Source organism: Bacillus sp. FSL R5-0576 (genome assembly GCF_038004765.1).
Lineage (GTDB): Bacteria > Bacillota > Bacilli > Bacillales > Bacillaceae > Bacillus > Bacillus subtilis.
Window position 1 is genome coordinate 1,043,367 of the sequence record NZ_JBBORU010000001.1, and the last position, 19,768, is coordinate 1,063,134.

The 19,768-nt window shown below is 45.5% G+C and carries 24 protein-coding genes and 1 riboswitch; of the genes, 9 read left to right on the forward strand and 15 right to left on the reverse strand.

Annotation, left to right across the window (positions count from 1 at the left end; translation table 11 throughout):
- Window positions 1-103: 103 nt before the first annotated feature.
- On the reverse strand, window positions 104-814 hold the full coding sequence (locus NX903_RS05325; protein ID WP_086343686.1) for a phosphoadenylyl-sulfate reductase: 711 nt from the start codon (window positions 812-814) through the stop codon (window positions 104-106).
- A 186-nt stretch (window positions 815-1,000) separates the two neighbouring features.
- Between NX903_RS05325 and NX903_RS05330 the strand changes: the two genes are divergently transcribed.
- Together NX903_RS05330 and NX903_RS05335 are read left to right on the forward strand one after the other, a co-directional pair.
- The gene (locus NX903_RS05330; RefSeq protein WP_086343687.1) at window positions 1,001-1,687 is read left to right on the forward strand and encodes a 2-phosphosulfolactate phosphatase; all 687 of its coding nucleotides are present in this window, start codon (window positions 1,001-1,003) and stop codon (window positions 1,685-1,687) included.
- A complete protein-coding gene (locus tag NX903_RS05335; protein WP_086343688.1) occupies window positions 1,684-2,442 on the forward strand; it encodes a phosphosulfolactate synthase in 759 nt (252 codons plus the stop codon). The genes NX903_RS05330 and NX903_RS05335 overlap by 4 nt, the downstream gene beginning before the upstream one ends.
- Window positions 2,443-2,486: 44 nt before the next feature.
- Here NX903_RS05335 and NX903_RS05340 read toward each other — a convergent pair whose 3' ends face one another.
- The 7 genes from NX903_RS05340 to NX903_RS05370 all read right to left on the reverse strand — a co-directional run bounded on the left by NX903_RS05340 (window position 2,487) and on the right by NX903_RS05370 (window position 9,752).
- Window positions 2,487-3,116, reverse strand: a complete 630-nt coding sequence (locus NX903_RS05340; RefSeq protein ID WP_009966972.1) for a YitT family protein — start codon at window positions 3,114-3,116, stop codon at window positions 2,487-2,489.
- A gap of 95 nt (window positions 3,117-3,211) precedes the next feature.
- Complete coding sequence (locus NX903_RS05345) at window positions 3,212-4,327, reverse strand: mandelate racemase/muconate lactonizing enzyme family protein (protein ID WP_069964096.1); 1,116 nt, start codon at window positions 4,325-4,327, stop codon at window positions 3,212-3,214.
- Window positions 4,328-4,335: 8 nt separating this feature from the next.
- Window positions 4,336-5,604, reverse strand: a complete 1,269-nt coding sequence (locus NX903_RS05350; RefSeq protein WP_086343689.1) for an MFS transporter — start codon at window positions 5,602-5,604, stop codon at window positions 4,336-4,338.
- Between the two features lie 111 nt (window positions 5,605-5,715).
- Entirely contained in the window at window positions 5,716-6,564 is an 849-nt protein-coding gene (locus tag NX903_RS05355; protein ID WP_086343690.1) for a GNAT family N-acetyltransferase, read from the reverse strand.
- 4 nt (window positions 6,565-6,568) lie between these two features.
- A complete protein-coding gene (locus NX903_RS05360; RefSeq protein WP_128737738.1) occupies window positions 6,569-7,018 on the reverse strand; it encodes a GNAT family N-acetyltransferase in 450 nt (149 codons plus the stop codon).
- A 90-nt stretch (window positions 7,019-7,108) separates the two neighbouring features.
- Window positions 7,109-8,947 carry a bifunctional homocysteine S-methyltransferase/methylenetetrahydrofolate reductase gene (locus tag NX903_RS05365; RefSeq protein WP_032721324.1) on the reverse strand — a complete coding sequence of 613 codons (1,839 nt, stop codon included), beginning with the start codon at window positions 8,945-8,947 and terminating at the stop codon, window positions 7,109-7,111.
- 89 nt (window positions 8,948-9,036) lie between these two features.
- Window positions 9,037-9,154: riboswitch (SAM riboswitch) on the reverse strand.
- Between the two features lie 106 nt (window positions 9,155-9,260).
- Entirely contained in the window at window positions 9,261-9,752 is a 492-nt protein-coding gene (locus NX903_RS05370; RefSeq protein ID WP_024572207.1) for a YajQ family cyclic di-GMP-binding protein, read from the reverse strand.
- Window positions 9,753-9,850: 98 nt separating this feature from the next.
- On the opposite strand from NX903_RS05370, the gene NX903_RS05375 reads away from it, so the two are divergent.
- A complete protein-coding gene (locus NX903_RS05375; protein ID WP_080262610.1) occupies window positions 9,851-10,747 on the forward strand; it encodes a CvfB family protein in 897 nt (298 codons plus the stop codon).
- Between the two features lie 52 nt (window positions 10,748-10,799).
- On the opposite strand, the gene NX903_RS05380 is transcribed toward NX903_RS05375, so the two are convergent.
- Genes NX903_RS05380 through NX903_RS05390 form a run of 3 tightly spaced genes read right to left on the reverse strand, consistent with a single transcriptional unit; the run spans window position 10,800 to window position 12,831 of the window.
- Window positions 10,800-11,384 (reverse strand): sporulation delaying protein family toxin, encoded by a 585-nt coding sequence (locus NX903_RS05380; protein WP_003244950.1) that lies wholly within the window; start codon window positions 11,382-11,384, stop codon window positions 10,800-10,802.
- Complete coding sequence (locus tag NX903_RS05385; RefSeq protein ID WP_086343691.1) at window positions 11,381-12,310, reverse strand: sporulation-delaying protein SdpB family protein; 930 nt, start codon at window positions 12,308-12,310, stop codon at window positions 11,381-11,383. The genes NX903_RS05380 and NX903_RS05385 overlap by 4 nt, the downstream gene beginning before the upstream one ends.
- A complete protein-coding gene (locus NX903_RS05390; protein WP_003245405.1) occupies window positions 12,295-12,831 on the reverse strand; it encodes an SdpA family antimicrobial peptide system protein in 537 nt (178 codons plus the stop codon). The genes NX903_RS05385 and NX903_RS05390 overlap by 16 nt, the downstream gene beginning before the upstream one ends.
- Before the next feature lie 177 nt (window positions 12,832-13,008).
- Here NX903_RS05390 and NX903_RS05395 point away from each other — a divergent pair, with 177 nt between their 5' ends.
- The 4 genes from NX903_RS05395 (at window position 13,009) to nprB (ending at window position 16,005) form a co-directional block, all read left to right on the forward strand.
- Entirely contained in the window at window positions 13,009-13,356 is a 348-nt protein-coding gene (locus tag NX903_RS05395; protein WP_003245674.1) for a PadR family transcriptional regulator, read from the forward strand.
- On the forward strand, window positions 13,353-13,940 hold the full coding sequence (locus tag NX903_RS05400; RefSeq protein ID WP_086343692.1) for an HAAS signaling domain-containing protein: 588 nt from the start codon (window positions 13,353-13,355) through the stop codon (window positions 13,938-13,940). Before NX903_RS05395 ends, NX903_RS05400 begins: the two co-directional genes overlap by 4 nt.
- 19 nt (window positions 13,941-13,959) lie before the next feature.
- Window positions 13,960-14,253 carry a DUF3784 domain-containing protein gene (locus NX903_RS05405; protein ID WP_003233021.1) on the forward strand — a complete coding sequence of 98 codons (294 nt, stop codon included), beginning with the start codon at window positions 13,960-13,962 and terminating at the stop codon, window positions 14,251-14,253.
- A gap of 135 nt (window positions 14,254-14,388) precedes the next feature.
- Window positions 14,389-16,005, forward strand: a complete 1,617-nt coding sequence (gene nprB / locus NX903_RS05410) for a neutral protease NprB (protein ID WP_086343693.1) — start codon at window positions 14,389-14,391, stop codon at window positions 16,003-16,005.
- A 46-nt stretch (window positions 16,006-16,051) separates the two neighbouring features.
- Here the strand turns inward: nprB and NX903_RS05415 are convergent, their stop codons facing one another.
- Window positions 16,052-16,903 carry a DegV family protein gene (locus NX903_RS05415; RefSeq protein WP_015252379.1) on the reverse strand — a complete coding sequence of 284 codons (852 nt, stop codon included), beginning with the start codon at window positions 16,901-16,903 and terminating at the stop codon, window positions 16,052-16,054.
- A gap of 137 nt (window positions 16,904-17,040) precedes the next feature.
- On the opposite strand from NX903_RS05415, the gene NX903_RS05420 reads away from it, so the two are divergent.
- Both NX903_RS05420 and NX903_RS05425 read left to right on the forward strand, forming a co-directional pair.
- Window positions 17,041-17,883 carry a YitT family protein gene (locus NX903_RS05420; protein WP_003245017.1) on the forward strand — a complete coding sequence of 281 codons (843 nt, stop codon included), beginning with the start codon at window positions 17,041-17,043 and terminating at the stop codon, window positions 17,881-17,883.
- An 18-nt stretch (window positions 17,884-17,901) separates the two neighbouring features.
- Complete coding sequence (locus tag NX903_RS05425; RefSeq protein ID WP_014479419.1) at window positions 17,902-18,357, forward strand: BsuPI-related putative proteinase inhibitor; 456 nt, start codon at window positions 17,902-17,904, stop codon at window positions 18,355-18,357.
- 30 nt (window positions 18,358-18,387) lie between these two features.
- On the opposite strand, the gene NX903_RS05430 is transcribed toward NX903_RS05425, so the two are convergent.
- The 3 genes from NX903_RS05430 to yitU all read right to left on the reverse strand — a co-directional run bounded on the left by NX903_RS05430 (window position 18,388) and on the right by yitU (window position 19,654).
- The gene (locus tag NX903_RS05430; RefSeq protein ID WP_003245613.1) at window positions 18,388-18,585 is read right to left on the reverse strand and encodes a DUF3813 domain-containing protein; all 198 of its coding nucleotides are present in this window, start codon (window positions 18,583-18,585) and stop codon (window positions 18,388-18,390) included.
- Window positions 18,586-18,738: a hypothetical protein gene (locus tag NX903_RS05435; protein ID WP_017695668.1), complete on the reverse strand. Its 153-nt coding sequence runs from the start codon at window positions 18,736-18,738 to the stop codon at window positions 18,586-18,588.
- Window positions 18,739-18,841: 103 nt separating this feature from the next.
- Window positions 18,842-19,654: a 5-amino-6-(5-phospho-D-ribitylamino)uracil phosphatase YitU gene (gene yitU, locus NX903_RS05440; protein WP_086343694.1), complete on the reverse strand. Its 813-nt coding sequence runs from the start codon at window positions 19,652-19,654 to the stop codon at window positions 18,842-18,844.
- Window positions 19,655-19,768 lie beyond the last annotated feature (114 nt).

Consider the following 19,768-nt stretch of genomic DNA (forward strand, 5'->3'; position numbering starts at 1 on the left):
CCTCCATTTATACGTTTCCTTGTTTTCTTTGCTGCAGTTAATGAAAGTTTGACATCAGCGCCTCAACATCATTTCGACTCTCATAGCCAGAACCTGCCGTCCGCTATTCTTGATGCAGGCCGCATTCTGTTTTCTCCCGTCCGGCCCATCTTCCAGCCCTCTCATCGTTCGGGTCCGGGGAAGGCAATGTACACATTTCACAGCCTATGCTCGGGTAATGTTGATCGTGCAGTTTGTTATAAGGCAAATTGTGCAGGCGGATGTACGTCCAAACGTCATCCCATGTCCAGTGGATGAGCGGGCAAATTTTGATGAGCGCAAACTTCTGGTCCAGGTTTACGTATTGAATATGCTTTCTCGTTGGCGACTGCTCCCGGCGCAGTCCTGAAATCCAAGCTGTCATGCCGGACAGGTGCTTTTTGAGCGGTTCGATTTTCCGCAATTGGCAGCAGAGGTTCGGGTTATGCTTCCACAGCTCTCCTCCGTACTTCGTCCCCTGTTCTGTTAAGCTCAGCTCGGGTTCGAGCATCTGAATTGCAAATCCCGGATATCGCTCTTTGACGGTCTCGATCAGCTCATATGTTTCCTGAAAATGAAGCCCGGTATCCAAAAAGATGATGTGTGCATTTTTGTTGATTTTTGATATTAAGTCGAGAAGCACCATTCCTTCTGCGCCAAAGCTGCAGGCGTACACAATCTTTTCTCCGTACGTTCGGTAAGCCCATTTCAACACATCGAGCTCATCGATCAATTGATCCGTTATCTGTTTGGACAGCATGTCGTTCCATGTGTCATATGTGATGGTTTCGTTCAATGTTTTCCCCCCGTTTGCATCTGCTTTTTTTATCTATTGATCGAGTTATAGGCAGACTATTCATTTTTTGCATAAAGGTTCAGGGTTTTTAGGGGCTGCGCCCGCCTAAAATGAGGTGCGGAACCATTAAGAGCCCGGCTGAATATGCTTTTTAGCAAAATGGTTTTATGCCCAAGGAGAGGTAGTATGCCGATTGCCATTTATCAGGGGCATCATCATTCGCTTGCCCCGGCTGATATTAACATCGTCATTGATGTCATCAGAGCCTTTACGGTCGCCCATTATGCGTTTATCGGCGGGGCGAAAGAGATTTTGTTGGTCCGGACAGCTGATGAAGCCTTTGCGCTGAAAGACGTCTATCCGGATTATGTATTGACGGGAGAGGAAAAGGGGGTCGGTATCAGCGGATTTGATTTAGATAATTCTCCAAAGCGCATGGCTGTGCAGAATATGGCGGATAAAAGCCTGATCCAGAAAACAACAAACGGCGTCACAGCAGCATTGGGGGCGCTGAACGCAAAGCATCTGTTCGTAACTGGATTTACCAATGCCAAAACAACGGCACAGCATGTGAAAAAGCTCGCCGCAAACGATTGTGTCATAAACATTGTGGCTTCCCATCCATCCGGTGATGACGATATGGCGTGTGCGGAGTATATCAAAGGCATCATTGAAGGGACAAATGCGGTAACGGCTGCGGAGGCGATTGAAAGAATAAAACGCTCTTCTGTTGCGGAGAAGTTTTTTGACAGCCGCCAGCCATTGTTTGATCCGGAAGACATCGTTTACTGTACAAAAGAACTGACGGGCGATTTCGTGATGAAAGTGAAACAAGATGGAGAAGTTCCAACGATAGAGAGGGTCATAATATGAATGATTTTTCACTAGAATTGCCAGTGAGAACAAACAAGCCGAGAGAAACCGGACAGTCCATTTTAATTGATAACGGCTATCCCTTGCAATTTTTCAAAGATGTCATAGCCGGAGCGTCCGACTATATTGATTTTGTGAAATTCGGCTGGGGCACCTCATTACTTACGAAAGATCTTGAAGAAAAAATCAGCACACTGAAAGAACATGACATTACATTTTTCTTTGGCGGCACACTGTTCGAAAAGTACGTAAGCCAGAAAAAAGTGAATGAATTTCATCGGTACTGCACCTATTTCGGCTGTGAATATATTGAGATTTCAAACGGTACGCTCCCGATGACAAATAAAGAGAAAGCGGCTTACATTGCTGATTTTTCTGATGAATTTCTTGTGCTCAGTGAGGTGGGCAGCAAGGATGCGGAATTAGCAAGCCGGCAAAGCTCTGAGGAATGGCTTGAATATATCGTTGAGGATATGGAAGCGGGCGCGGAAAAAGTGATTACAGAAGCCAGAGAAAGCGGAACGGGAGGGATCTGTTCCAGCAGCGGCGATGTCAGGTTTCAAATTGTTGACGATATCATTTCCTCGGATATTGATATCAACAGGCTGATTTTTGAAGCGCCTAACAAAATGCTTCAGCAAGGGTTTATTCAAAAAATCGGGCCGAATGTGAATCTGGCCAATATTCCATTTCATGATGCCATCGCGTTGGAAACGCTGCGTTTAGGGCTAAGATCCGATACCTTTTTTCTGTAAAACAGCGGCTGCGGGGCTCTCGTCGTGAAGAGAGCCTCTGCCTATTATTTTTTATGGCGGTACATAGGCGTGAGATAGGGAAGTGAGGTCAGACGGATGTTGTAGATGAAGTCGATGACTCTTGTCGATATCACTTGGCATATCAGGGCTTGAATGACAATGCCCCAGTCAATAATAGACGCGGTGACCATAAAAATGATGCAATTCATGATGAGCAGGATCGTACCAGGATTCCCGCCGCGGTAGATAGAAATCATCAGAGCAAGGGCTCCGAATCCTCCGTTCGAAATTTTATATTTGTATAAAAGTCCGATGCCGAGTCCCAATAACACTGCGCCGCTTGCCAGATCAAGCCACAGATTAGATGTGATATCCGGAAAAACCGCATCAAAGATCAATACCGAGACAGAGGTGACGGTGATAGAAGCGAGGGTGCCGGTGAATGTTCTCATCTCCAGCCATTTTAAAGCGGTAAAAAGCATTGATACATTCACAGCCCACACTGAAAATCCGTGGGGGATTTGAAACAGATAATGCAATAGCACCGCAATACCTGCTGCACCGCCTGTCGGAATATCATGCGGAAATAAAAACAAGGACATGCCGAGTCCTTGTAGTACGCCGCCTACGACAATCATAAACGTAAGTTTTGCTTTCATCAGCAGTTCAGCCATTAAGTCATTTGCTCCTTTATGAAAAGACTTGTCCGCTGTTTTCATTTTATGAGGCTGTCCATGATTTATGTCTCAAAATAAAGAAATGGCCCAGCTTAATATGCTGAGCCATCCCACTTGTAGCGATTGACGATCTCCTTATTGATCTCTGTTCCAATGCCTTTTCCTTTCGGGATATGGACCATTCCTTTTGAAGGCTGCAGGCTGACGAGATCTGTAAAAGGATTCTCCATGACGTCCCACTCGATCGGTTCAATGTGATCGTTCTTCATTTTAGACCATGGGGGCAGACAGGCTTGTGCAAATAAAGCATAGAGCCGTGAGAGCGATCCGTCATATGCATGGGCGGATGCTCTGACGCCAAAATAACGCGCGAGCTGGAGGCAGTCCCGAAACTCATCAATTCCGTTGACATGCATGACATCGGGCTGAATGATATCCAAACAGCGCTGTGAAAGAAGAGGCACATATTGCGCCGGGCCTTTCATATTTTCTCCGCCGGCAACAGGAACAGACAAACGGCTTCGAAGCATAGCGTAATCCTGCGGCTGATCAAAGGGCAAAGGCTCCTCAAGCCAGCCAATGTTCGTCCATTCGGAGAAATAGCGCTCCCATTTAAAAGCCGCAGCGGCATCGTAGCTTTGGTTTGCGTCCAGAATCATCGTAATGGAGCTGCCTGCTGTATGCTGCAGCGCATTGATGTGCCGGACATCCTCCTTGAATGAAGTCCCGCCAATTTTGACTTTGATTTGCTCAAAACCTTTTTTCAACTGGGCTTCAACATTGGAGACTGAGCGGCTGATCCATTGCGGGGAGTCTGAGTACGATTGAAAAGACGCGTACACAGGAATCTCCTCTCTGTATCGCCCGCCCCATAATTCGCAAACCGAACAATCCGCAGCTTTGGCTGCAATCTCTGTCAGCGCCATGCTTACAGCGGAGGCCGCCCGCTGGTGCCATTTTTGAATCGTGCGCACTAATGACAGGCGGCTGCCAGCCTGTTTTCCTAATAGAAACGGGATGATCCGCTTCGTAAAACCGACATGGAGAGCAGGGAGCCAATCAACGCATTCTCCCCAGCCGTCTATCCCGCTTTCGGTGATAATCCTGATGAGATAACAAGTCCGATATCGTTTAAACCCATTGGCATCTCCATATGGCTTTTCTAATCGGTGAAATAGCGGAAAGGTTTCAATCCGTACAATTTTCACACTGGGTGCTACCTTTCCTCAGCGGGCTGTAGCCGATTTCCAGCCATTTTAGTGTCTTCTTTTTCTTTTGTTTCTTCATTGTTTTGCTTCACATGGATGAGCATCATCACAAGAATCCCGACAACGAGAGTCAATCCCGCGATGCTTAAAAACATGCCGGGTCTGGACCATTGCATCAGGCGGCCGAAAATCGGAGGACCGATCGCTACCCCTAAGAAACGTACAGAGCCGTACAGCGAGGTGACAAATCCCCGTCTTTCCTTGCCGACAGCCCCGGTAATAAAACTGTTCACACAAGGAAGGACAAGACCTGAGCCTATGCTGCTCAGTACAAGAACACTGATAAAAAGGACAAGATTTTCAATGAATGACAGTGCCGCGTAGGATACGGTCATGAACGCCAATCCAAGTACGATCAGCTTTTTCATTAACGATTGCTTTTGCCCGATTTTGCTTCCTGTTGTATAGGACGTCACACACATAACCAAAAGCGGGATCGCTAAAATCAAGCCTTTTTTCACGCCGTCGGTGTCGTATGTTTTTTCAAGAACATCTGAGAGATAAAACAGGATGCCGAATAAAGTAAACAAACAGGTCGCACCGGCTAAATAAGCGGTAAACAGCCATCTGCCTTCATGTTTAAAGACACTTAACAGCCCTTTTGCATATTTTCCGATTGGTGGCGGTTCTTTTTCCTTTTTCTTTTCTTTAATAAAAATCCAAGTCAGTACGATCGAAATGATACAAAACACAGGAAAGGCAAAAAACGCGCCATACCAGACAAGCAGGGCGATCAGCGAGCCAATGATCGGCGATAGCACTTTCCCCATGCCGTTTGAAGCTTCAACAAGGCCGAGCACCTTGCTCTCCTGGGCGCCTTTAAACAGATCTCCCGTCAGTGCCATGGCAATTGGGCCGGTTCCGGCTGCCCCGATTCCCTGTAACGCTCGTCCTGCCATGACCCAAGGATAGGCATTGTCAAAAAAACCTGCCGCAAACCCGGCTAACAAACCGCCGGCACCATACAAAATTAAGCAGGGAATAATGATGACTTTCCTTGAGAATCGGTCTGCGAGATAACCGACAATCGGAATCGCAAATGCTGCAATCAAGGAAAATACTGTGATCACGAGACTGACTTGAAATTGTGATAAATGAAGTTCAGATTTCATTTTTGGCAAAATCGGAATAAGCATCGAGTTTCCTAGGGTTAATATTAAAGGGATTGAACCGATTGCTACAATCGTCATTCCATTATTTTGTTTTGATGATTCCATCTCAGAGCACACTCCTTTTCTTCTGCTTAGAATGTCCCTGATGGCTTCGTTTATTCAGCGATCAGACAGCAAAAAACCGAACAGAAGATACCTGTTCGGGAAAAAAGAGGGTTAACCGAGAGCCTGTGAAATCAAAGCATATAAGTGTCCATTTTGAATAGGCGCTTTTTTCTGATAGAACAAAAGCGGAGGTTCATCATCTTTATGAAATCCCATTTCTATCAGGCTGTCATGCAGAGACGTGTGTTCACTCGGTATATCGATTCGCATCGGCCCTTGTTTGCCGGCCGCCAGCCTGTTAATTATTTGTGCTGCAACATCTGATGATGGAGCGATGATGGGGCCGAATTTCAAATTGGCCGGTGTCTGTACAGAAAGTCCGTAGCCAATTAGCTGTCCGTCCTGATTTCGGGCGATGATACATTCGCATGAAGCAGAAATAAGCTGCTGCAAAAGGTTTGATCGATCTCCGCCAAAGGCAGCCAGATCCGCCGCGGTTAAGTCGTGAAAGTCTTGTTCTCTAAAGGATGTCAGTTCAGCATCAAGCTTTTTTGTATAAGGTTGAAAACTGTGACAGCTGTACTTTCGCACTGAACCAGCCGTATGAAAACCTGCTTTTTCATAAAGCGGCAAACCTTCTTTTGTGGCGCAAAGCCTGATGGCGGTGTTTTCATCCGTTTGGGTGATACAGGCGTTTACCATACGCCGGCCGAGACCGAGCCGTTGATATTCCTTGTCAACGATAACGAGGCCGATAGAAGCAAGACTGCCAAACAAAAACAAGCCGATGCAGGAAATAATATCACCGCTGACATTTTGATAGCCGAAAAAGCGTCCTTGCTGGACAAGCAGTGCCAGCTCTTGTTCGCCGTAATCCGGCCACCCGGCTTGCCTGCAAAGCCGCAATAAGCCGGAAACATGTTCTTCATGAAGCTCAATCAGCTCATCCACTACATCCATAAGATCACCTGCTTGTTCCTAGTGTTTTGTACATGACAATATGAGTGCCTATGCCGGGAATCTCAAACGGTTCGCCGAGTTCTTCCCACCCAAGTTTTGAATAGTAGCCTTTCACATGGCTTCTGGCATTGCACCAGACCGCCTGAACGCCGTTCTCCGCCAGTTTCTCTTCCGCGTGTTTGATCAGCGTGCTCCCGCCTTTTTGATCGCGATATCCTTCAAGCGTTGCCATGCCTCTCAGCCGATATGCTGGGGATTCTGTTATTAATGGCTGAATTTGCGGGGAAAAAGAGGCGATGCTGATCAGCTTTCCTTCAAAAAACGCGCCGAGATGAAAGGAGCCTTTTGCATGATCCTCTTCATATTTGCATTGTTCAATGGATTGATGGGGACGCAGAATACGGTGCCGGATTTCATATGTATCTTCCGCGGAAATGGTTTTGACTTCGAGCATAATGTTCCTCCTCATGACTGTTTTTCTATATCGTAACACGAATCCCGTTGAAAAAGACCGCCCGATTGGATCAGACAGTCTTTTAAGGGATTAATGCAAAAAGATATTTTGGCGCTGCTCATCTTTTTGCTGAATATATGAAGTAAGCTCAGCGGTTAAGTCAGATCTGAGGAAAGGCGTTATCAAGTAGATGCCGTTAAACAGCTCGCATGCCGTATCCAGCAGGGAGCGTGCAATCGCAAGGCCTTCCGCCTTTTGTTTTTCTTTATCTTCACCGGCACGGGCCATTTTTTCGCGAATCGTATCAGACAGCTTAATGCCGGGAATTTCATTATGGATGAATTCGGCATTCCGGCTGCTTGTCAGCGGCATGATGCCGATATAGACCGGCGTCTTCAGATGTTTTGTTTCGTTATGGATATCGACAAGCTGCTGCTCGGAATAGACAGGCTGAGAAACAAAATAATCTGCGCCGCAATCTATTTTTTTCTCAAGCCGTTTTACCGCTTTATCCAGATGGCGGACGTTAGGATTAAATGCGGCGGCAACTGAGAAATTCGTTTTCTTGCCGAGCGGTTTTCCAGATAGAGACAGACCTTCATTGAATTGTTTGATCAGCCTGATTAAATCAAAAGATGTTAAATCATATACAGACGTCGCACCAGGAAAATCCCCGATTTTAGAAGGGTCACCTGTAATCGCAAGCACGTCATTCAGCCCTAACGTATCAAGGCCCATTAAATGTGACTGTAAGCCGATAATGTTACGGTCACGGCAAGTAATATGGACAAGGGAACGCATATCGAGCTGCTGCTTGACAAGGGCGCCGCAGGCAACATTGCTGATCCGCGGGGTCGCCAGAGAATTGTCGGCGAGTGTCAGGGCATCGATTCCCGCTTCTTTTAATTCAGCAGCCGCCGATAGAAATTTGTCAAAGCTTAGTTTTTTCGGCGGGTCCAGTTCTACGATAATAGAGCGTTTTTTCGCCGCGATCTCATCCAGGCCGGGCTCGGTTCGCTCGTGATGAACAGAAATGAATTCTTTTGCCCGGGTTTTGACTTCTTTTTCCGTAATCGGAGCCAGCCCGCCAACCGCTTCCGCCATCGCCCTGATGTGATTCGGTGTTGTGCCGCAGCAGCCGCCGATAATCCGCGCGCCTTGCTTACGGAATTCTGACGCGCTGTTTTGAAAATACGTGTCGTCTGTTTCATAGACGAGCCGTCCCTCTTCAAGCGAAGGAAGACTGCTGTTCGGATAAACGGATAAGAATACGTCATCAAAAATCGGCACTTCGCTGAGCGCTTCAATCATGTGATAAGGGCCGAGGCGGCAGTTAATGCCGACAATATCAGCTCCGAGATCCGCAATCGAGCGCAATGCGTCAGAAAGCGGTGTTCCGTCCTGCAATACGCCTTGCTCGTGCATGGAGACATTGAGCATAATCGGAAGATCAGTCTCTTTGCGCGCGATTTTCAGCACTTCACGGGCTTCTTCCAAATCATAATACGTTTCTAACAGCAAGCCATCCGGCTCTTCATGCAGCAGCAGGTACAGCTGCTCGCGGAAGCTGCGCTTAATTTCGTCAAGACTGTACGCGTTTTTATTAAATGTGCGTATGCCGCCCATCGTTCCAAGCACGTATGCATCGCCTGCTGAAGCCCGTGCGATCTTTACGGCCTCCTGATTCATTTTTTTGATGTCATCCTCAAGCCCGTGTCTGGATAATTTAATATAGTTGGCCCCGTACGTATTCGTTTGAATAATGTTGGCTCCCGCTTCAACGTACGCTTTATGTATGCGCTGAATTTCCTCCGGCTTTGAAATATTGAGCTCCTCAAAACACCTGTCAATGCCATAGGAGTAGAGGAGCGTCCCCATGGCGCCGTCACCGATTAACACCTGTCTTTGCAAATCTTCTAAAAGTCCCATTGTCTGCCTCCTTTATTCACATCAGCAAGGAAAAAAGAGAAATAAAAAAAGTCCTCTTAAGAAGAAGACTTTGTCAGTGATTTTGTCTCTTCTTATCTTCCAAGCTGTTCGAGCTTGCTGGATTTAGCACCTTGGTCATGGCTGATCGCCATTACACCGGTTGCTGAAGCTTCGTCGGGCCAGTCCCTCTGCTTCTCTTGATAAGAACGGATATGAAATTTTCGTGTCAGAAAGTGCCAAAAGATACCTGGCGTTTTTCCCTTTCTCCAAATTTACCGAAAATAAAGACAATAATCAATAGGAATCAGAAAATTTATCTGAAATTTATAAATTGAACGTCAACTGGCAAATCTGCTCCCCGCACAGCTGAGATAATCTGCTGCAGGTCATCTTTGTTTTTTCCGGTGACACGCACTTGATCATCCTGCACCTGAGACTTTACTTTCAGTCCGGAGTTTTTGATGATTGTATTGATTTTTTTTGCGTTGTCCTTGTCGATGCCTTGAACAAGCTTTGCACGCTGGCGTACCGTTCCGCCTGACGCGTTTTCAACCTTGCCGTAATCAATGTTTTTTGTCGGAACGTTTCGTTTAATCAATTTGCTGACCAGCACATCTTTCAGCTGGCTTAATTTGAATTCGTCATCGGAAACGAGGACCAGCTCCTCTTTATCTAAAGAAATGTCGCTTTTGCTGCCTTTAAAGTCATATCGGGTACTGATTTCCTTCAGTGCGATTTGGATTGCGTTTTGCACTTCAGGCAATTCCACCTTGGATACAATATCAAATGAACTTTCTTTTGCCATATGAAAACCTCCATAACATTTAACTTATGTGTTGATTATAGTAGAATAAAGAGAAACTTCCAACAGAACAAAGAATCAATTTGTGATGATTGGAAAAAATGTTAACAAAATCCGCAGAGATTAAGCGGAACAGGAAGGACGATAGCATGAGACCAGGGCAGCAATTAACCTTGAGTATAGATCACCAAACCGACTTCGGTTACTTTTTAACCGATGGGGAAGATACGATTCTCTTACATAACAGTGAAATGACTGAGGATATCGAGGACAGAGACGAAGTAGAAGTCTTTATATACGTCGACCAGCAGGAAAGGCTTGCGGCCACGATGAAAATTCCGGTCATCAGCGCGGATGAATATGGCTGGGTTGAAGTGGTGGATAAAGTGGAAGATATGGGCGTTTTCGTTGATGTCGGTTTATCGAAGGACGCACTAGTCGCAACTGAGCATTTGCCGCCGTACGAAGATGTCTGGCCGCAAAAAGGGGACAAACTTTACTGTATGCTGAAGGTGACGAACCGGGGGCGCATGTTTGCGAAACCAGCGCCGGAAGATATCATCAGCGAACTGTTTACCGACGCTTCAGAAGATCTGATGAATAAAGAGCTGACAGGTACGGTGTACAGGCTAATCGCATCGGGTTCATTCGTGATCACGGATGACGGTATCCGCTGTTTTATTCACCCGTCAGAAAGAAAAGAGGAGCCAAGACTGGGTTCAAGAGTCACAGGCCGGGTGATTCAAGTGAAAGAAGACGGTTCAGTCAACTTGTCGCTGCTTCCGAGAAAACAGGATGCAATGTCTGTTGATGCTGAGTGCATTCTAACGTATATGAGAACGAGAAACGGTGCCATGCCGTACAGTGACAAAAGCCAGCCTGACGATATCAGAGAACGTTTTAATATGAGCAAAGCCGCCTTTAAACGCGCACTGGGCCATTTGATGAAAAACGGAAAAGTGTATCAGGAAAATGGATGGACATACGAGAAAAAATAGCATGAAAACGGCTCGCCTGCAGCAGACTGCGGAGCGAGCCGTTTTTTTATGTCTAGTTTAATTCATCAACCAGCGTTCTGATTGCCATTTCGCGATCCACATTGTCTGAAATCGCAATCGGCGTAATATCAATGGCGAGAATGATCAGAATCAGGGCACCTGCTGCAGCAACATAAGAAACATAATAGAAATAGTTAGCGGTATCAACAGTGTTGACAAGCTCGGCCTGAACTCTGGATGTATCATCCTTGGAAGCGGCGATTTCCTTTGCTGCTTCTACTTTTTCTTCAACGATTTGACCTGCTTTTTTCAGCAGTTCATCCACTTTCAATGCATCTTTGCTGTAAACAGCTTTCTTCAGGTTATCAAAAAAGTCAGCATCCTCTTTTTTAATATCAGCGACAACCTGATTGGCAAAAGCCTTTGCCTGTTTTGTGTTGAGTTTGTCTGTCATCGCTTTATTAAAGACCTCTGGAAGCTGTTTGCCAACTTCCCCTTGGGCAAACACAAAGCCTTTAAAAATTTCCTCACCTGAATACTCAAGCTGCTTTGCCTGTGCCACACTTTCTTGCTGCTTCACCAAAAACACAGTCGTCACCAATACAACCGACAAAAATACTAGAAACGCCTTCTTCAAACTGAAACCTCTCCCTTCTTGTGTTTTTTATTCCACAACAGTCTGCGAATATATGTAAATTGAATCGTGGAATCGATAGGAGTGAGATACAATATCAAAATGCCGGCCATGATAATGGAAAAACTGATAAGGCCTAGCATGATTGCAAAAATCTCATGCATAAAAACAGCGATGATCAAAATCAATCTCCAATGCTTCTTCGGCGCAAACAACGCCGCGAAGATGACAATTTGAACCAGCAGCGTCCCCCATGTCGGAATCACCACGAACGGACTTGTTACCATTGGCTTCGTTAACGCCTGAAAAAAGCCGTTGAAGCCAATGGTTTTTTCCTGGGCGAAATAATAGACGGCCGTTCCGTCCACCCATTCCTGCTGAGACAGCTTAGCGACGGTAGAGTGAAAATAAAGCACCGCCACTTGGATTCTGATCACAGAATAAGAAATAAAAGCTGTTATTTTTCCAAGTGTTCTTTTGCCCTCTATAGGTCTCGTGCTCCAATGCCATTTTCTCGGATCGGTCAGCGTGATGGGAAGCAATAAAAAGGTCATGACGGCTGCTGCCTGCTCGCCTCCGTCGATGACGATCAGCGATGACTGCAGGCTGTAACTGACATACCAATGCAGAACCCCGGTGATTCTGGGGCGCCAGCCAATGACAACAAGCACCAGAATGGCAATGCAGACCCATCTGAAAAGATTTAACATCATATAGTTATTTTCGCCGAGGCAAAAGAGACTGAGATTCATTTTACAAGCTGGATAGCTGCTGATCCCGCTGGCTGGCTTCATAATGAGGCTCGGGTGATTGATGAGCAGCGTCAGCAGGCTGGATAGCGCAATGATGCTTCGCGCGAGGCCGTATACATTTGTCCACGGGTTTCTTTCGTCCCATCTGGTGATGGTCTGTTTTATGTTTTCGAGCATGAGATCACAACCTTGACTATGCTTTTTACCTGATAAGACGAAGGGGTGTATTTAGAATAGCTCCAAGGAACAATATCCTCTTTCGTCAAATAGTAGCTGCCACAAAGCAGCGGGCGGGGAGCGGGTGTTTTTAATTGCACGGTTTTGGCTTTGCTTTTGCATGCGCCGAGGTCCTTTTCTTTACATGCTGTCCACTGTTCCTTGCCGACTTGGCTGTAGATCACGCCCATTTCAACGCCTTGTGACCGCCCATACCGATACAGGCCGAATAGGTTGTCAGCCCTCATATTGGGCCATCTGACCTTGGCGCTGGCATTTTCAGCCTCATATAAGCCGATTGCAGTATCACGCGGATTTTTGCTGAAAAAGCCCCAGCCCTGAGGGAGGATGCTGGACATGAGAAATTTGGAGTCCTTTGTCAGCGGAATCGGGGTTGTCCCCAAGCTGCCAATAATAGAAAACAGAAATAGCGAACCCCAAAGGATTGAAAAAATGACAAAAAATGATATCGATTTCTGCATTCGACTGCTCCTTTTAACCTGAAGAATCGTTTTTACACTTTTCATAATATAAAAACATTTATGTGATAAAAAGGTTAAAAAGTATGAGAAATTCCATTTTTGTTAAAAGAAAAAACAGGACATTTTACACTGCTATATGTGATTGATATATAGTGTTTTTTTCGATATATTTAAACCATGAAAACGAATCAAGTTAATGACCGCTGGATTGTTCAATTTCGAAAAGGGATTTTCGAGCTGGCCATCCTATCCCTACTGCGTTCTAAACCGATGTACGGTTATGAGCTGACGTCATCCTTAAAAACCACCTCGGCGCTGGCTATTTCAGAGGGAGCGATTTATCCGATTCTGAAACGTATGACCGAGAAGGGATGGATCGAATTTTTTTGGGAAGATTCACTGGACGGCCCGAAAAGAAAGTATTACAAAATGACGCAAAAAGGAGAAGAAATGTTAAAAGAACGGCTGGAGAAATACCTGGAAACCCATCAAGCCTTACTGTCTTTATCGGGGGATTTGCTATGAATGGACAGCTTATCATTGACCGATACATGGAGGAACTAAATGCAGAGCTGGCGAATATGCCTGATGTAGAGAGAGAAAACGCTATCGACGAATTAAAGGGGCATATCACCGCTTTCGTTCAAGACAGAATCAAAGCCGGCCTTAGTGAAGAGGAACTGCAGGAAGCTGTTGAATCTGAATTTTCTCATCCGAAGGAGCTTGCCGAATTGATGATGGGTGATGGGGGAGAGACGAAAAGGAGGAGGTCTTTATTGGGCAAAAGCTGGATTTCGGTCCTTCTCATTGTCACGATTATCGCCCTGCCGCTGCTGCCGTCCGACTTCAGACATCTGCCGCTGGCTGTTTATTTAATGGTGCTCGCCGGATATGTATGGAAGCGGAAAAAATTGATGATGTTTGCAGGTGTCAGAAAAAACAAAATGCGCTCTCAAAAGGAGATTGTCAAGATTTCGCGAGTCGGTGCGGTTTATCTGCTGTTTTTAGCAGTGCTGCTTCTTTTGAGCCCGTTCCTCAATGCGCTTGTCGTCCTGCTGCTAATTGCAGTAAGCTGCGCCGCTTTTTTTCTTTTTCTTAACATCAAGTAATCTTGTAGGAGGCTGTAAGATGGAAATCAGCATCAATTATCTATTAATTGTCATCGCGCTTTTATTCTTTGTGGTTGCCTATTTTGTCGGAATCAAAAAACAAACCTGGATGCTGGCTGGGTTTAACGAGGCGCGTATACGGGATAAAGACCGGCTGGCCAGAATAGCAGGCTACTTTTTCTTGAATTCCGGTTTGTTCATTTTGCTGAATAGTTTTATCTCATTTCAAGGTCAGGAGCAGCTCATACCTCCGCTTATACTGGCATATGGAGCAGGGGTTATTATTTATGTCAATAAAAAATTAGTAGAGTAGGAAAAGAAGGGCAGAGCGAAATATCTCTGCCCTTCTTTTTTGGGAAAATAAGAACGAAGCACCACATACAAGTTTTTGTATTTTTGATAGGATGAAGAAAAATGGTAGATTCCAAAATAGGAAGGATGTGGTGTTTTGCGCAACCTGACCAAGACATCTCTATTACTGGCCGGCTTATGCACGGCGGCCCAAATGGTTTTTGTAACACATGCCTCAGCTGATCAAAGCATCAAATACGACCATACGTATCAAACCCCTTCATACATCATCGAAAAGTCACCGCAGAAGCCGATACAAAACACAACCCAGAAAGAATCGCTATTTTCCTATCTTGACAAGCATCAAACGCAGTTTAAGCTCAAAGGGAATGCGAACAGCCATTTTCGCGTTTCGAAAACCATAAAGGATCCAAAGACAAAACAAACGTTTTTTAAATTAACGGAGGTTTACAAAGGAATTCCGATTTACGGCTTTGAACAAGCGGTCGCGATAAAGGAAAACAAACAAGTGAAAAGTTTCTTTGGAAAGGTGCATCCGCAAATCAAGGACGTCTCCATCACACCGTCTATTTCTGAGAAAAAAGCAATACATGCAGCAAGGCGTGAGCTCGAGGCTTCCATTGGAAAAATCGAATATCTTGATGGGGAACCAAAAGGCGAATTATATATCTATCCACACGACGGTGAATATGATCTCGCCTACCTTGTCAGACTCTCGACATCTGAACCTGAGCCTGGCTATTGGCATTATTTCATCGATGCCAAAAACGGAAAGGTCATTGAGTCCTTTAATGCCATTCATGAAGCGGCAGGTACAGGAATCGGCGTGTCAGGTGATGAAAAAAGCTTTGACGTCACAGAACAAAATGGGCGCTTTTATTTGGCTGACGAAACAAGGGGAAAAGGGATCAATACGTTTGACGCGAAGAACCTGAACGAAACCTTGTTTACGCTTTTGTCTCAACTGATCGGGTATACGGGCAAAGAAATAGTCAGCGGCACGTCCGTATTTAATGAACCTGCGGCTGTAGACGCACACGCAAATGCGCAAGCCGTTTACGATTATTACAGCAAGACATTTGGCCGTGATTCTTTTGATCAAAACGGAGCAAGGATTACGTCTACCGTGCATGTCGGCAAACAATGGAACAATGCTGCGTGGAACGGTGTCCAGATGGTATACGGGGATGGAGACGGTTCGAAATTTAATCCGCTGTCTGGATCGCTCGACATTGTCGCGCATGAAATCACACACGCAGTCACACAGTATTCCGCCGGTCTTTTATATCAAGGAGAACCCGGTGCATTAAATGAGTCCATTTCTGACATTATGGGCGCGATGGCTGACCGTGATGATTGGGAGATCGGCGAAGATGTCTATACTCCGGATATTGCAGGAGATTCATTGCGGTCATTGGAGGACCCATCTAAGCAGGGAAATCCAGATCATTACTCGAACCGCTACACAGGAACAGAGGATTATGGCGGAGTCCATATCAATTCGTCCATTCACAATAAAACAGCTTATCTTCTTGCAGAAGGAGGCGTGCACCACGATGTACAGGTTGAAGGGATTGGGCGTGAAGCAAGTGAACAAATTTACTATCGGGCTTTAACATATTATGTAACGGCATCTACAGATTTCAGCATGATGAAGCAAGCGGCGATTGAAGCTGCCAATGATTTATACGGTGAAGGCTCGAAGCAATCAGCTTCAGTCGAAAAGGCGTATGAGGCTGTCGGCATTCTATGAGCAAGCAAAAACAGTCAGGACACAGAGTCTGACTGTTTTTGTTTGCTCATTTTCTTAAAAAGAATATCGCCAATGTACCTGGGCCAGCATGCGAGCCGATTGCTGAACTGATTGGATGCATAATGATTTCTTTCGGCTTGAACGCTTCCTCAATCAGGTGTTTCATGTCCGTGGCTTTTTCTTTGTTCGCGGCGTAGCTGATCCCGACGGTTTGATTGCTCCAATCATCCCCGCGCTCTTTCATAAGCTCGATGATCCGTTTGAAAAGTTTCTTCTGTCCGCGAATTTTTTCCAGAGGCACAAGCTTGCCGTCCTCCATCTGAAGCAGCGGTTTAATATTCAACAGGCCGCCGACAAAAGCGGACGTTTTGGATATCCGGCCGCCCCTCGCGAGATATGTTAAATCATCAACGGTAAAAATGTGTTCAAGCTGGCTGCAAAAGTTCTTTACAGACGTTTCAATTTCTTGTATTGTATTCCCGTTGATACAGAGATCGGCAGCATGCCGGACAGCCAGACCGTATCCTAATGAAGCGCATTTGGAATCAATGACCCGCAAATCGAAATCGGGGAATTCCTCCTTCACTTCATTGGCGATCATTACAGCTGTCTGATACGTGCCGGAGAGACCTGAGGAAAAGGCAATGTAAAGAGCGGGATCACCTGTTTCGGCATATTGCAAAAACACATTTTTAATCGTTTGCGGTGAGGCTTGGGACGTCTTAGGCGTTTCTCCATTTTGCATCGCTTCAAATATTTGATCCGCTTGAATTGTGACTGCATCTTCGAATTCTTTATCGCCGAGAGAAACCCTGAGTGGAATAAAGCCAATGCCTTTTTCTTCAAAATAAGAACGAGGCAAATCAGTGGCGCTGTCAGCGATGAGATGAACTGTCATATTGCTTCCCTTCTTTCCGTTATCGCTCGTTATCATGAGAGTTAAGCCAACTATATCATATTAATTTGCCAAAATCGTGTTCAAATATTTGTTTTAAGGGAAAACATAATAAAGAAGAAAGAGCGGAGGAACATGCCATGGTACTAGATCAAACAAAAAAATTACTCATCGTCATCATCGGCGCTTTACTCAATGCTGCCGGGCTGAACTTATTTTTGATACCTGCAGATGTATATGCCAGCGGATTTACAGGTGTTGCCCAGCTTTTATCAAGCGTCGTTGATCAATATGCCCCCTTTTACATATCGACGGGAACGCTCTTGTTCCTCTTAAACATTCCGGTCGGTATTTTAGGATGGCTGAAGGTCGGCAAATCGTTTACAGTGTACAGCATTTTAAGTGTCGCACTCACTACTCTGTTTATGGGGATCCTGCCGGAAACAAGCCTGTCACATGACATTTTGCTGAACGCGGTGTTCGGCGGCGTCATTTCAGCAGTCGGTATCGGCTTAACATTAAAATACGGAGCTTCGACAGGCGGGCTTGATATCGTCGCCATGGTGCTTGCAAAGTGGAAGGATAAACCCGTCGGCACGTATTTCTTCATTCTGAACGGGATTATCATCTTGACGGCAGGATTATTGCAAGGTTGGGAGAAAGCATTATATACCCTGGTTACGCTGTATGTGACAACAAGGGTGATCGACGCCATTCACACTCGCCACATGAAGCTCACGGCAATGATCGTGACGAAAAAGGCGGACGAAATCAAGGAAGCCATTTACGGAAAAATGGTGCGCGGCATCACAACTGTTCCGGCAAAAGGAGCTTTTACGAACGAACAGAAAGAAATGATGATTATCGTCATCACGAGGTATGAACTGTACGATTTAGAAAAGATCGTCAAAGAAGTTGATCCGAAAGCATTTACGAACATTGTTCAAACGACAGGGATTTTTGGTTTCTTTAGAAAAGACTGACGAAAGCAGGTGGAAGTCGTGAAACGGCTGCTTGTGATGCTCCTCCCCGTGCTGCTTTTGATAGGCTGCGGGAAAGATGAGCAGACAGAACCCGATAAGGAGGTATCAGGCGGAATGGAGAATCAAGAGGTTGTTTTATCTATTGACGCAATTCAGGAGCCTGAACAAATCAAGTTTAACATGTCGCTGAAGAACCAAAGCGAACGTGCTATTGAGTTTCAATTCAGCACAGGGCAAAAATTTGAACTTGTCGTGTATGATTCTGAGCACAAAGAAAGATACCGTTATTCGAAAGACAAAATGTTTACGCAGGCTTTTCAAAACCTGACGCTTGAATCTGGAGAAACATATGATTTCTCTGATGTGTGGAAGGAAGTCCCGGAGCCCGGAACCTATGAGGTAAAGGTGACATTTAAGGGCAGGGCGGAAAATCTCAAGCAGGTTCAGGCTGTTCAGCAGTTTGAAGTCAAATAAGAGGCTATGGCGAGTCGCCATAGCCTTTTTTTATTGGAGTTTGTCCAGCTGATTTTGAAATTGATGCAGCTGTTGACGTTCCGCATCTGTCGAATTGGCATACGCAGAAGATACAGCATTTTTGGCTCTCAGAATCGCTTGCTCCTGATCGCCTTCCTCAAAGCCGTTTGTCACCATGACCGCCTGTTGAACAAATGATTTTGCCTGCTGAAACAGTTCATTTCTCATTTAATATTCAACCTGGCTTTCGGCCGAGTCTCGTGCCGCGGCATGCTGGTGAGCTTCTTCTAAAGTAGACCGATATGGAAATCTTGCGGCGTGTAGCCCGATGGAGTCTTTACCCTGCTGAATAAACCTTCTGGATTTGCTTCGTTTACCCATTTTGAGACTGCCCCCTTCCATACTTTGACGAGATGAGTCGTCTTCAATAGTATGGTGGGGCAAAGTAAGGTTTATGAGTGGGAAAAATTAATACGGACCTTCTTTAAAGTGAGAAATATTCTTTCAAAAACCTTGCAACGCCGTCCTCTTCATTTGTAGCCGTTGTTCGGTTGGCAATCTGCTTGACCGCGTCAATTCCATTTCCCATTGCAACGCCGCAGCCTGCAAATTCAAGCATTTCCAAATCGTTATCCTCATCCCCGAAAGCAATGATCCGCTCCCTCGGCACGCCGTAATAATCGCTGATTTTCTGAAGGCCGACCGCTTTATTCATGCCGCTTTTGATAATTTCAATGACATGCCACGGTGCAGCCCATCTTCTATGGTCGATTACCTCGGCATGCACATCTGATAAATATGAGCGTATTGCCGGCACATCCTCTTCTTTTGCATGTATGAGTACAGACGTCACATCTTCACCAAGATTTTCCCGCAAGTCTCCGACCGTTACATTTGTTGTGTTCATGTTAAAGGCATCTATCAGGTGCTCATCATGGTAATGAAAGTATACGTCGTCAATCACTTCAGCAAGCACGTTATGTACGTTGTAGCTCTCGCTGATATCCACGAGCTGTTTGACAACATCAAGCGGCAGTGACGTATGATACCGTCCCCATCTGTCGTCTTGCGGATGATGGACAAATGCTCCGTTAAAATTGACAATTGGCGTTGTCAACTCCATCTGCTGGTAGTACATGGAACTTGAACGATACGGACGGCCTGTTGAGATGCAGACATAATGCCCGTCATCTTTTAGGCGCTGTATCGTATGAAGGGTGTTTTCAGATATGGTTTTATCATCCTTTAATAATGTTCCATCTAAATCTAATGCGATTAAATAGGGTTTTGTCTCCATGAAAAGCTCCTTTAACCTTAGATTTTGCTTGTTTTGCCTTACTTACAGTGTAGCTTTTTACCATCTTTATTGTCTACATGTTACACTTATGATTATGGTTATCCTAAGGAGGGG